The organism is Polymorphospora sp. NPDC050346 (assembly GCF_040655695.1).
In the GTDB taxonomy this organism is placed as follows: Bacteria; Actinomycetota; Actinomycetes; order Mycobacteriales; family Micromonosporaceae; genus Polymorphospora; species Polymorphospora lycopeni.
This window is the reverse complement of sequence record NZ_JBFAKM010000007.1, coordinates 21,589-33,741: the sequence shown is the minus strand read 5'-3', so window position 1 is coordinate 33,741 and position 12,153 is coordinate 21,589. Positions and strand designations below refer to the sequence as shown.

At 72.7% G+C, this 12,153-nt stretch carries 10 protein-coding genes and 1 pseudogene; all 11 read right to left on the bottom strand.

Annotated elements, in window-relative coordinates:
- Nucleotides 1-15: 15 nt before the first annotated feature.
- Nucleotides 16-573, bottom strand: a complete 558-nt coding sequence (gene rimM, locus AB0I42_RS09475; protein WP_357535745.1) for a ribosome maturation factor RimM — start codon at nt 571-573, stop codon at nt 16-18.
- Complete coding sequence (locus AB0I42_RS09470; RefSeq protein WP_212828255.1) at nt 573-806, bottom strand: RNA-binding protein; 234 nt, start codon at nt 804-806, stop codon at nt 573-575. The genes rimM and AB0I42_RS09470 overlap by 1 nt, the downstream gene beginning before the upstream one ends.
- 1 nt (nt 807) lies before the next feature.
- Complete coding sequence (gene rpsP, locus AB0I42_RS09465; RefSeq protein WP_357535743.1) at nt 808-1,245, bottom strand: 30S ribosomal protein S16; 438 nt, start codon at nt 1,243-1,245, stop codon at nt 808-810.
- A gap of 226 nt (nt 1,246-1,471) precedes the next feature.
- Nucleotides 1,472-2,122: a DUF402 domain-containing protein gene (locus AB0I42_RS09460; RefSeq protein WP_357535741.1), complete on the bottom strand. Its 651-nt coding sequence runs from the start codon at nt 2,120-2,122 to the stop codon at nt 1,472-1,474.
- Between the two features lie 92 nt (nt 2,123-2,214).
- A complete protein-coding gene (gene proS, locus AB0I42_RS09455) occupies nt 2,215-3,621 on the bottom strand; it encodes a proline--tRNA ligase (protein WP_357535739.1) in 1,407 nt (468 codons plus the stop codon).
- Between the two features lie 94 nt (nt 3,622-3,715).
- Nucleotides 3,716-4,798, bottom strand: a complete 1,083-nt coding sequence (locus AB0I42_RS09450; RefSeq protein ID WP_357536046.1) for an amidohydrolase family protein — start codon at nt 4,796-4,798, stop codon at nt 3,716-3,718.
- A 103-nt stretch (nt 4,799-4,901) separates the two neighbouring features.
- On the bottom strand, nt 4,902-6,449 hold the full coding sequence (ffh, locus tag AB0I42_RS09445) for a signal recognition particle protein (RefSeq protein WP_357535737.1): 1,548 nt from the start codon (nt 6,447-6,449) through the stop codon (nt 4,902-4,904).
- Nucleotides 6,450-7,182: 733 nt separating this feature from the next.
- Nucleotides 7,183-9,363 (bottom strand): annotated as a pseudogene (locus AB0I42_RS09440) ([protein-PII] uridylyltransferase); the annotation flags it as partial.
- 23 nt (nt 9,364-9,386) lie between these two features.
- Complete coding sequence (locus AB0I42_RS09435; protein WP_212828248.1) at nt 9,387-9,725, bottom strand: P-II family nitrogen regulator; 339 nt, start codon at nt 9,723-9,725, stop codon at nt 9,387-9,389.
- 24 nt (nt 9,726-9,749) lie between these two features.
- Nucleotides 9,750-11,084 carry an ammonium transporter gene (locus tag AB0I42_RS09430; RefSeq protein WP_357535736.1) on the bottom strand — a complete coding sequence of 445 codons (1,335 nt, stop codon included), beginning with the start codon at nt 11,082-11,084 and terminating at the stop codon, nt 9,750-9,752.
- 234 nt (nt 11,085-11,318) lie between these two features.
- On the bottom strand, nt 11,319-12,149 hold the full coding sequence (locus AB0I42_RS09425) for an aminoglycoside phosphotransferase family protein (protein WP_357535734.1): 831 nt from the start codon (nt 12,147-12,149) through the stop codon (nt 11,319-11,321).
- Nucleotides 12,150-12,153 lie beyond the last annotated feature (4 nt).

Sequence of the window (12,153 nt, the reverse complement as noted above, 5' to 3'; positions counted from 1 at the left end):
GGAAATGACCGGGGCTCACAGGTCGAGCAGCCCGCCGGGAGGGTCGACCACGACCCGGCCACCGGCCAGGTCGACCTCGGGCACGATGGCCTTGACGAAGGGGATCAGCGCCGTACGCCCGTCGGGGCGGCGCACGACCAGCAGGTCGGAGGCGGGCGCGTGGTCGATCCGGGCCACCTCGCCCAGCGTCTCGCCGGCCGGGTCGACCACGGTCAGCCCGACGAGCTGGTGGTCGTTGAACTCGTCCGGGTCGGTCGGCGCGGCCACGTCGGCGCTGTCGACCGTCAGGATCGTGTCGCGCAGCACCTCGGCGACGTCACGGTCGACGACCCCTTCGAAGCAGACCAGCAGCCGGCCCTGGTGCCACCGGATCGACTCGACGGTCAACCGGTCGGGAACCCGTACGAGGTGACCGGGAGCGGACGGCGCCGGGGTGACCGGCGACGCCGCCGGATCGGTGACCAACACCGACCCGGCGGCGAAACGCGTCTCGGGCTCATCGGTCCGCACCTCGACGGTGACCTCACCGCGGATGCCGTGCGGCCGGCCGATCCGGCCGACGATGAGGCGCATCAGTACGAGTCGACGATGTCGACGCGCACGCCGCGCCCACCGATCGAGCCGATCACCTGACGCAGGGCCTTCGCGGTGCGCCCACCCCGGCCGATCACGGTGCCCAGGTCTTCCGGGTGCACACGGACCTCGAGGCGCTTGCCCCGCCGGGAGTCGACGAGCCGCACCCGTACGTCGTCGGGGTGGTCGACGATGCCCTTGACCAGGTGCTCGAGCGCGGGCCGCAACGCCACGTCAGGCCTGCTCACCGGAGTCCGCGGCGGCCGGCTCCTCGGCCTTCGCCGGCTCGTCGGCCTTCTTCTTGGTGGACTTCGCCGGGGTCGGGGCGACACCGGCGGCGGCCTGGGCCTCGGCCTCGTAGGTGGCCTTGCGGTCGGCCTTCTCCGCCTTGGTCAGCAGCGGCGGCGGCGCGGGCAGGCCCTTGAACTTCTGCCAGTCACCGGTCTTCTCGAGCAGGCGCTGGACGGCCTCGCTCGGCTGGGCGCCGACGGACAGCCAGTGCTGGACGCGGTCGGACTTGACCTCGATCACCGAAGGGTGCTCCTTCGGGTGGTAGATCCCGACGTACTCGATCGCACGACCGTCACGCTTGGTGCGCGCGTCGGCGACGACGATGCGGTACTGCGGGTTGCGGATCTTGCCCATCCGCAGAAGCCGGATCTTTACGGCCACGTGTTTCGCTCCTGTTGCGAGTCGCACCTGCCCGGACGGGCGGTGTGCACGGGTGAGAGCCGACCGGCACAGTGGGGTTGGGCCGGTGACTGCTCGGATGGACTGGCAACGCGCCCGGGTTAGAGGGCGCCGCACGCGTGCCGGATACCAGCAAACCATTCTGCCAGATCCACCCCGGCGTGCTCACACCGGACCGCGAACCGCGACCGGAATCCGCCGCCGCGGCTCACCGCTCGACCGGCGGCCGGTCCCAACCGTCCGGCAGGGCGGCCGGCGGGTGCCAGCCCGGATCGGGTACGAAGTCGCACCACGTGCCGTCGAACGGGAACGCCCCGGCCTCGGCGAGCGCGATCACCCGCTTGCCCTCGGCCCGCACCTCCTCGGCGTCACGCACCCAGTAGTGGTCCGGAAACGCGAGCCGCTCGACGAACTCCTCCTCGTCCTTCCACTGCCAGGACAGGTCCGGGCGGACGACCACGTCGAGATCCTGGTCGACCATGTCGATCCCGGCGAGCCGCCCGTCGTCCCAGCGGACCCCGGACTCCTCGAGGTTGACGTACCAGTTGGCGAAGACACCGGCGTCGTCGCGGAACCACCAGACCGAATGGGCCGCGCCGGAGGGCAGGAACTTCAGCACCGGCGGGCCGCCCCACCGGCCGGGGAGCAGCCGGTAGGACCGGCGGGTCCACTCGGCGAACGGCATGGCCCGCATCCCACGGCCGTTGTCGGCGACCTCGTTGGCCACCGCCGAGCCCCGGTCGATCCAGAGCAGCAGGCCGCGCGGGTCGTCGCTGACCACCCGCGCCGTACGCACCCAGCCGATCCGGCCACGCCGTACGTTGCGGTGCACGATCAACTGGCCCGGCTCGAAACGCATGCGCCGACCCTATCGACCCGGCACCGCCGGGCCGCACCCCGCCGCGCCGGGCCGGTGTGCGGCCCCGGGCGGGCGTGCGGCGCGGCGGCCGGTCAGTAGGCGCGGGCGAGGATGGCGACGAGGTCCGGCTCGTCCTCGCTGTCCGGAACCGAGCCGTCGGGACGGACCAGGCAGCGCACGGTCACGCCCTGGCCGTTGGCGCGGGTCTCACCCTCGGTGCCGACCGCCGCCCAGGGCAGCCGGGCCCAGCCGGTCGCCGACGCCTCCAGCGCCTCGTCGAGAGTCTTGACGTCGACGGTGCGGGACTCGCGGAACGCCAGCGCGCTGTCGTGCAGCGTCTTCTGGTCGGCGTCGAGCGCGGCGAGCACCGTCGACACCACGTCGCCGACCGGGACCGGGGTCTTCGAGCCGTCGGTACGGCGCACGACGACCGCATTGCCGGCGGCGAGGTCGCGGGGGCCGACCTCGACGCGTACCGGGTAGCCCTTCAGCTCGGCGTCCACGGCCCGGCGGCCGAACGGGGTGTCGACCCGGTCGTCGAGCGCGACCCGGACCCCGGCGTCGCGCAGCGCGTCGCGCAGCTTGCCCGCCGCCTCGCCGACGCCGTCACCGGCCTTGACGATCATGACGTATGCCTGGATCGGGGCGATCCGCGGCGGCACCCGCAGCCCGTCGTCGTCGCCGTGCGCCATGATCAGGCCGCCCAGCATCCGGGTGGACGTCCCCCAGGACGTGGTCCAGGCGTGCTCGACGGTCCGGTCGGCCGAACTGTAGGTGATGTCGAACGCCCTGGCGAAGTTCTGCCCCAGCTCGTGGCTGGTGCCCATCTGGAGCGCCTTGCCGTCACCCATCATGCCTTCGAGGGTGTAGGTGCTGGTCGCGCCGGCGAAACGCTCGCGGGCGGTCTTGCGGCCGACGACGACCGGGATGCCCAACACGTTGACCATGAAGTCCTCGTACGCCTCGTGCAGGATCCGCCGCGCGTAGGCCCGGGCGTCGGCCTCGTCGGCGTGCGCGGTGTGCCCCTCCTGCCAGAGGAACTCGCTGGTCCGCAGGAAGATCCGGGGGCGCAGCTCCCAGCGGACGACGTTGGCCCACTGGTTGAGCAGCAGCGGCAGGTCGCGGTAGGAGTCGACCCACTTGGCCATGAACTCGCCGATCACGGTCTCCGAGGTCGGCCGGACCACGACCGGCTCGGCGAGCTGCTTGCCGCCGCCGTGGGTGACCACCGCCAGCTCCGGCGAGAAGCCCTCGACGTGCTGGGCCTCGCGCTTGAGGTAGCTCTCCGGGATGAAAAGCGGGAAGTACGCGTTCTCCGCGCCGGTCGCCTTGATCCGGGCGTCCATCTCGGACTGCATCCGCTCCCAGATGGCGTAGCCCGCCGGTCGGATGACCATGGTCCCGCGGACCGGCCCGTTGTCGGCGAGCTGAGCCTTGGCGATCAGATCCTGGTACCAGCGGGGGAAGTCCTCCGCGCGGGGAGTGAGCACGCGTGCCATGACCGCACATCCTAGACCGGCGGGCGGACGCTCCCCGTCCCGCGGTGCGGATGTTCCGCGCCGGGGCCCGGTGAGCCCCCGCCCGGCACCGGGTTCAGCGGACGATCCGGCCGCGCAGCACGATCCGCTGCGGCGCCTCGACCACCCGCAGGTCGCGACGCGGGTCGCTCGGGTAGGCGACCAGGTCGGCGAGGCCGCCCTCGACCAGGCCGGGGAATCCCAGCCACTCCCGGGCGCCCCACGACGCGGCCCGCAGCACGTCGGAGGCCGGCATCCCGGCCCGCTCGTGCAGCATCAGCATCTCCCGGGCGGCCAGCCCGTGCGCGATCCCGCCACCGGCGTCGGTGCCGACGTAGACCGGCACGCCCGCCTCGTACGCCGCCCGGACCACGTCCGGGAAGCCGTCGCGCAGGGCGAGCATGTGCTTGGCGTACCCGGGGAACTTGTCCCGCGCCCGGTCGGCGATGTTGCCGAACGTCGCGATATTGATCATGGTGGGGACGAGCGCGGTCCCCTGCCGGGCCATCACGTCGATCAGGTCGAGACTCAGCCCGGTGCCGTGCTCCACCGAGTCGACGCCGGCCCGCACCATGATCTCGACGGCCGACTCGGAAAAGGTGTGCACCGCGATCCGGGCCCCGGCGGCGTGCGCCGCGTCGACCGCGGCGGCCAACGTCGCATCGTCCCAGGCCGGGGCGAGATCACCGGCGTCGCGCTCGATCCAGTCGCCGACCAGCTTCACCCACCCGTTGCCCGCGTGCGCCTGCGCGGTGACCGTGGCCGGCACGTCCGCCGCCGCCACCTCCACACCGATGTCGCGCAGATAGCGCCGGGGCGGCGCGACGTGTCGGCCGGCGCGGGCCAGTCGCGGCAGCCCGGGCTCGTCGTCGAGTTCCGGGTACGGGTACGGCGAACCGGCGTCCCGGATCGCCAGGACCCCGGAGTCACGGTCGACGGCGGCCAGTTCCCGGGCCCGGTCGAGCGAGTCGATCGGGGCGCCACCCGGGGCGATGCCGATGTGGCAGTGCGCGTCGACCAGGCCGGGCAGGACGAACCCGCCGTCGACGATCGTGGTGGCCCCGGCGACCGGCTCGTACGTCACCCGGTCGCCGACCAGCCACAGGTCGCGTACCTCGTCGTCGGGCAGCACCACGCCGCGTACGTGCCAAGCCGTCATCGCCACCCGCCGTTCCGCTCGCCCGATGTCACCCGCCCGCCCGCCGGCTCGCTGTCCGGAACGGCAGCCCGCCGGCCCGCCGCCCCGGCGGGCGGCCGGCCGGCTACTTGCCGTCGGGGCGCTTCGTGAGCTTGCTGAAGTCGAGGTTCGGCAGCTTGAAGCCGGGCGGCAGGCCCTGGCCGCCCTGCAGCGCGCCCGGGTCGAGGCCGGGCGGGAGCTGCGGCATGCCGCCCGGGAAGCCGCCACCGGCCGCGTGACCGGCCGCGCGGGGCCGCCCGCCGCCCTTGTTGCCCTTGCGCTTGTTCTTCGGCGACTTGGTCGCCTTACGCCGCGAACCGGGCAGCCCCATCATGCCGCCCATCTGCTTCATCATCTTCTGCGCGTCGGCGAAGCGGTTGAGCAGCTGGTTGACGTCCATGACGGTGACGCCGGAACCGCTGGCGATCCGGGCCCGGCGCGAGCCGTTGATGATCTTCGGGTTGGTCCGCTCCCCCGGCGTCATCGACCGGATGATCGCGGTGACCCTGTCGAAGTGCTTGTCGTCGACCTCCGCCAACTGGTCCTTCATCTGCCCCATGCCGGGCATCATCGCCAGCACGTTGGCGATCGGCCCCATCCGCCGTACGGCGATGAGCTGGTCGAGGAAGTCCTCCAGGGTGAACTGCTCGCCGCCCATCAGCTTGGCGGTCATCTTCTCCTTCTGATCGGCGTCGAAGGCCTGCTCGGCCTGCTCGATCAGAGTGAGTACGTCGCCCATGCCGAGGATGCGGCTCGCCATCCGGTCGGGGTGGAAGACGTCGAAGTCCTCCAGCTTCTCGCCGGTCGAGGCGAACAGGATCGGCTGCCCGGTCACCTGCCGTACCGACAGCGCCGCACCACCGCGCGCGTCACCATCGAGCTTGGACAGCACGACGCCGGTGATGCCGACCCCGTCGCGGAACGCCTCGGCGGTGGTCACCGCGTCCTGGCCGACCATCGCGTCGATGACGAAGATGACCTCGTCCGGGTCGACGGCGTCGCGGATGTTGGCGGCCTGCGCCATCATCTCCGCGTCGATACCGAGCCGGCCGGCGGTGTCGACGATGACGATGTCTCGGGCGGCCCGCCGGGCGTGCTCGATCGACGCCTTGGCGACCTGCACCGGGTCACCGACGCCGTTGCCCGGCTCGGGCGCGTAGACCTCGACACCGGCCCGGCCGCCGAGCACCTGCAACTGGCCGACGGCGTTGGGACGCTGGAGGTCGGCGGCGACCAGCAACGGCTGGTGCCCCTGCGCCTTGAGCCAGCGGGCCAGCTTGCCGGCCAGCGTCGTCTTACCCGAACCCTGGAGACCGGCGAGCATGATCACGGTCGGCGGCTGCTTGGCGAACTGGAGCCGCCGGGCCTCCCCGCCGAGTACGCCGACCAGCTCCTCGTGCACGATCTTGACGACCTGCTGGGCCGGGTTGAGCGCCTGGGAGACCTCGGCGCCCCGCGCCCGCTCCTTGACCTTGGCGATGAACCCCTTGACGACCGGCAGCGCCACGTCGGCTTCCAGCAGCGCGAGCCGGATCTCGCGGGCGGTCGCGTCGATGTCGGCGTCGCTGAGCCGGCCCTTCCCGCGGAGCTTGCCGAAGATCCCGTTGAGGCGGTCACTCAAGGTGTCAAACACGACGCAACATCCCGTTCGTCAGATTTCCGCGGGCAGAACCTCGTCGGCCGCGACGGGAACCGGGCGCCGCGCCGCGGCGGAGACCGGCACCCGGCCGCAACGGCACCGGACTCCCGGGTCCCGACGGAGACCGGGCGCCGGGTCGCGTTGGAGACCGACGTCGCAAGAGTAACCGCCCACCCCCCACCCGGTCCCCACCCACCGACCCACCACCCACCCCGGCACCCCCGCCACGACACCCCCGACCACCCACCCCACGCCCCCGCTGCCGGGCCACTTGGGCCGCCGGCCCGCCCCCACTGCCACCGAGCCGCCCCCCTGCCGCGCCGATCAGCCGCCATCGGGGCTGCCCCCTCTCCCCCGCGCCGATCAGCCGCCGTCGGAGCCGCCCCTCTCCGCCGCGCCGATCAAGGAGAAGTCGTCCCCAAACCTGCCCGCTTTGCCGTGAACATCCCCTTGATCAACGCATCGCGTGCCCGATGCGGGCGCCGCCGGCCGGACCGCACCGCATGATCGCGTTGATCGAGGAGAAATCGTGGTGATTCGTGCCCGTTCTGCGGCAAGTATCACCTTGATCGGCGCGGCGGGAGGCGGGGCGCACGCGGCGCGGCGGGGCGGCGCGGCGGGGCGGGACGCACGGCGGCGCGGCGCGGCGGGGCGGGGCGGCGGGGAGGGGCGGAGGGGCGGCGGGGCGGCGGGGCGGGGCCGATCGCACCGGCCCCGCCGGGCGTTGTCAGATCGCTGCCAGGACGGCTGTCTCGATGCGGGTGAGTTCGGCGTCGTCGAAGGTGCCGACGAGGTAGAACGCGTCGACCACGTCGCCGCCGAGCGTCGAGATCCGGGCGGCCCGGACCTGGACGCCGGCCTCGTCGAGTGCGCTGGTGACCCGGTAGAGCAGCCCGGTCGCGTCCGCCGCGCGCAACTCCAGCACGACCGCGTCCGTCGCCGCCGCCCGGTGCCAGACGATCTTCGGTGCGGCGCCGCCGGCCCGGGCGGCCATCGCCCGGCCGCGCAGCCGCTGGGTCACCGACACGTCGCCGGTGACGGCCCGCCGCAGGTCGACGGTGAGCGCGATCGAGTCGGGCGGGGTGCCGTAGCGGGGCTGGACCCGGAACTCGACCAGGGCCGTCCCGTCGACGGTGGAGGCGTCGGCGGTGAGGACGTCGAGGCGGTGCAGGGCGAGGCAGCCGGCGACCGCGGCGAGCAGGCCGCGCCGGTCGGCGGCGGCCACCGCGACCCGTTCCCCGTCGAGGTGTACGGCGGGCAGCGGCCCGGCCACGAGGGCCGGGTCGGGTACGGGCGGTTCGGGCAGCGCGCCGGTGTCGAGGGCGGTGTGGACGCGACGGACGAGGCCGGCGACGAGCCGGGCCTTCCAGTCCGACCAGGCGGCGGGGCCGGTGGCGCGGGCGTCGGCGCGGGCGAGGCCGTGCAGCAGGTTGAGGGTGGTGGTGTCGCCGACGGCTTCGGCGACGCCGGCGACGGTGACCGGGTCGTCGAGGTCGCGGCGGGTGGCGACCTCGGGCAGCAGCAGGTGCAGCCGGACCAGTTTCTCGATCATGGCCACGTCGGCGGGCGGCAGCCCGATCCGGGTGGCGATCTTCCCGGCGACGGGTGCGCCGGCGACGCTGTGGTCGCCGGGCAGTCCCTTGCCGACGTCGTGCAGGAAGGCGCCGAGCAGGAGCAGGTCGGGCCGGTCGACCTCGCGGGTGTGCGCGGTCGCCTCCTGGGCGGCCTGCACGAGGTGCCGGTCGAGGGTGTAGCGGTGCACCGGGTTGTGCTGGGGCAGGCTGCGCATCCGGGTCCATTCCGGCAGCCAGCCGTCGATCAGGCCGTACCGGTCGCAGGTCTCCCAGGTGGGCACCAGGCCGTCGCCGGCACCGAGCAGGGTGACCAGGGCGGCGCGGGCGGCGTCCGGCCACGGGGCGGGCAGCGGCGGGCAGTACGCGGCGAGCCATTCGCAGGTGGCGCGGGCGATCGGCAGCCCGGCGACGGCGGCGGCCGCGGCGACCCGCAGCGACAGGCTGGGGTCGGGCCGGGCGCCGATGGCGGTACGGGCCAGCACCAGTTCGCCGTCGTGTTCGACGACGTCGCGGGCGACGGGACGGCGTACCGGACGGTTGTCGGCGCCCCGGCGGCGGGTGCGCAGCCGGTCGGCGGCGCGGAAGGCGTCGTCGAGGGCGTGGCGGACCGTACGGGCGTCCCCGGCGACCCGGCGCAGCAGGGCGTCGCCGTCGTCGAGGTCGAGGAGCTTGGCGACGGCGTCGCGTTCCTGGGCGAGGAGCCGGTCGACGCGCCGGCCGACGGTGGCGTGCAGGGCGTCGCGGGTGTCGAGCAGGCGCAGTTGGGCGGCCTGTACGGCGGGCCGCATCGCGTCGCTGATGCCGGCCAGTGCGATGCCGCGCAGGATGCCGACGTCGCGCAGCCCGCCGGCGGCCTCCTTGAGGTCGCCCTCGAGCAGGAAGGCCAGTTCGCCGTGGGCCTTCCAGCGGGCGGCGGTGACCTCGCGCAGGGCGGGCAGTTGGCGGACGGCGGTGCGCCGCCACTGGTCGGTGGCGGCGGCCAGCAGCCGGCCGGTCAGTTCCCGGTCGCCGGCGACGTGCCGGGCGTCGAGCAGGCCGAGGGCGACCTTGACGTCGTCGTGGGCGACGGACAGCGCCTCGGGAATGGTGCGTACGGAGTGGTCGAGACCGACCCGGGCGTCCCAGATCGGATACCAGATGGCGGCGGCGAGCTGGTCGGTCCCGGGCACTCCGTCGTGCAGGAGGACCAGGTCGAGGTCGCTGTACGGGGCGCACTGCAGCCGGCCGAGCCCGCCGACGGCCACGAGCGCGACGCCGGGGACGCCGCGTGGCAGGAGTGAGTTGAGCCAGACGTCGAGCGCCGCCGCACGTTCGACACGTGCGGCGGCGCCGATGGCGTTCGTCATCGCGGGGGTTTTCAGAGCGCGTCGAGCCCGCGCTCACCGGTGCGGACCCGGACCACGTCCTCGACGGCCGTGACCCAGACCTTCCCGTCGCCGATCTTGCCCGTACGGGCGGCGGCGACCACCGCGTCGACGACCTTGTCGACGTCGATCTCGTCGGTCAGTACCTCGACCCGGATCTTCGGCAGGAACTCCACCGTGTACTCGGCACCCCGGTAGACCTCGGTGTGCCCCTTCTGCCGGCCGTAACCCTGGACCTCGCTGACGGTGAGCCCGGCCACGCCCAGGGCGTGCAGTGCTTCCTTGACGGCGTCCAGTTGGTGCGGCTTGATGACCGCGGTCACCAGCTTCATGTCCAGTCCCTCCATCGCTGGAACTTAACCGGCGACCTTTTCGGTGGCCGGGGCGGCCGGCTCCACCGGCTCGGTCGACGCGGTCGGCGCGGCGCTGGTCGGCTTGCCGAGGATGGAGGCGAAGCCGCCACCGGTGCTCGTGAACTCGTACGCGGACTCGGCGTGCTCGGCGTTGTCGATGCCCTCGACCTCGGCCTCGGCGCTGGCCCGGAAGCCGATCGTCTTCTCGATGGCGAAGCCGATGACGTAGGCGACGACGAAGCTGTAGACCATCACCGCGACGACACCGAGTGCCTGCTTGCCGAGGAGGCCGATCCCACCGCCGTAGAGCAGTCCGGCGTTGCCCTCACCGGCGATGACCTCGACGGCGAGGAAACCGATGAGCAGCGAGCCGATGATTCCGCCGACCATGTGGACCGCGACGACGTCGAGCGAGTCGTCGTACTTGAGCTTGTACTTCAGGCCGACCGCGGCGGCGCAGACGGCACCGGCGATGAGGCCGAGGGCGATGGCGCCCAGCGGCTCCAGGTAGGCACACGCCGGGGTGATGCCGACCAGGCCGGCGACGGCGCCGGAGGCCGCGCCGAGGGTGGTCGGCTTGCCGTCGCGCAGCCACTCGACCACGATCCAGCCGAGCACCGCGGCGGCGGTGGCCACCTGGGTGTTGATCAGCGAGATGGCGGCGGTGCCGTTGGCGGCACCGGCGGAGCCGGCGTTGAAGCCGAACCAGCCGAACCACAGCAGGCCGGCGCCGAGCAGGACCATCGGCAGGTTGTGCGGCTTGAACTTGTCCTTCGGCCAGCCGACCCGCTTGCCGAGCACCAGGGCGAGGGCCAGGGCCGCCGCACCGGCGTTGATGTGGACGGCGGTGCCGCCGGCGAAGTCCAGGACGCCCATCTCGAAGATCCAGCCGCCGCCCCACACCCAGTGCGCGACCGGGAAGTAGACCAGGGTGGCCCACAGGCCGGCGAAGATCAGCCAGGGGCCGAACTTGGCCCGGTCGGCGATGGCGCCGCTGATCAGCGCGACGGTGATCACGGCGAACATCAGCTGGAAGCCGGCGAACAGCAGGTCGGGGATGCCGCCCTCGGTGCCGGACTCCAGCATTCCGCGCAGGCCGGCGGCGGACAGGTCACCGGTGATCCCGCCGATGTCCTCGCCGAACGCGATGCTGTAGCCGTAGAAGACCCACAGCAGGCTGACGAGTCCGATCGCGCCGAAGCTCATCATCATCATGTTGAGTACGGACTTGGAACGCGTCATGCCGCCGTAGAACAGTGCCAGGCCGGGTGTCATGAGCAACACCAGGGCGGCGGACGTCAAAATCCAGGCGGTGGCACCAGAATCTAGCTCCGGCACGCTGCCTCCTCTCAGGTGAGATAACCACCGGCCTATGAGGCAGCATCGCCCGACGCCGGTTGCTGGGAAGCTTCCGGCGCCGCTGTTTCACCCGCCGTCACCACGCGGTTTCGACCACGTCACGGGTTGTTTCGCACGTGTGAAGAAAACCTCACAACAGTGGGAACGGACAGGGGCATATCAACCGAATAGCCCATGCCAGCTGTCGAAGAGGTGACAGGTGTACCGCGCTTGTTAACGCAGTGCGTATTCGAGGGTGTGCCGCTCGTAGTCGAGCAGCCGCAGGTCGCGCATCGGACGGCGCAGATGCCCCTTGTGCACGATCCGCACGAACGCCGGGTCACCGGCCGCCGCCATCCGGCGGATGCCCTCGACGTGGTCGACGACCCGCTTGCGGATCGTACGGACCAGCCGGTGCCGGTCGCGCGGGATCAGCCCGTACGCGTCGGCGAACAGCCGCAGCCGGCGCGGCCGGTCGGGGCGCTTCCAGCCCAGCGTGTAGGAGTCCCGGTCGGAGAAGAGCGGCACCCAGGTCCACGCCGCGTACGCCACGTCGTAGATCCGGGCGCCGGGCGAGGCGAGGTCGAAGTCGATCAGGGCGAGGGTGCCGTCCGGCCGCCAGATCACGTTGTGCGGGGCGGCGTCGTGGTGACAGATCACCTCGGTGTCCGGCGGCGGCGGCCCGAACGAGCGCCACACCGCGCTCGGCGGCGGCTGGAAGCCGTACTGGGCGTCGTGGAACATCCGCAGCATCGTCGCGACGGTCACCAGCGCCTCGTCGGTGACCCAGTGCGGCGCCAGCGGGTATTCGCCGCACTCCCCCTCCAGGTACGACAGCACCTCGCGGTTGCGCTCGTCCATGCCCAGGGCGCGGGGCGAGCCGGTGAAACCGACGTACTCCAGGTGGCGCAGCAGGGCGTGGACCGACTGGGTCCACGGCCCGACGTTGCGCCGGACGGTGTCACCCACCCGCACGACGGTGCTCACGTTGCCGCCGTGGAGCGGGATCTCCTGCGAAGTCACGTGCGGTCTCCCGTGGCGTAGCGCCTGATCGCGGTAAGTCACCCGA

Bases quoted from the DNA above. Each gene is read 5' to 3' on its own strand.
- rimM (WP_357535745.1), bottom strand. From the start codon at position 573: ATGCGCCTCATCGTCGGCCGGATCGGCCGGCCGCACGGCATCCGCGGT.
- AB0I42_RS09435 (WP_212828248.1), bottom strand. From the start codon at position 9,725: ATGAAGCTGGTGACCGCGGTCATCAAGCCGCACCAACTGGACGCCGTC.
- AB0I42_RS09460 (WP_357535741.1), bottom strand. From the start codon at position 2,122: ATGCGTTTCGAGCCGGGCCAGTTGATCGTGCACCGCAACGTACGGCGT.
- proS (WP_357535739.1), bottom strand. From the start codon at position 3,621: ATGGCACGCGTGCTCACTCCCCGCGCGGAGGACTTCCCCCGCTGGTAC.
- AB0I42_RS09450 (WP_357536046.1), bottom strand. From the start codon at position 4,798: ATGACGGCTTGGCACGTACGCGGCGTGGTGCTGCCCGACGACGAGGTA.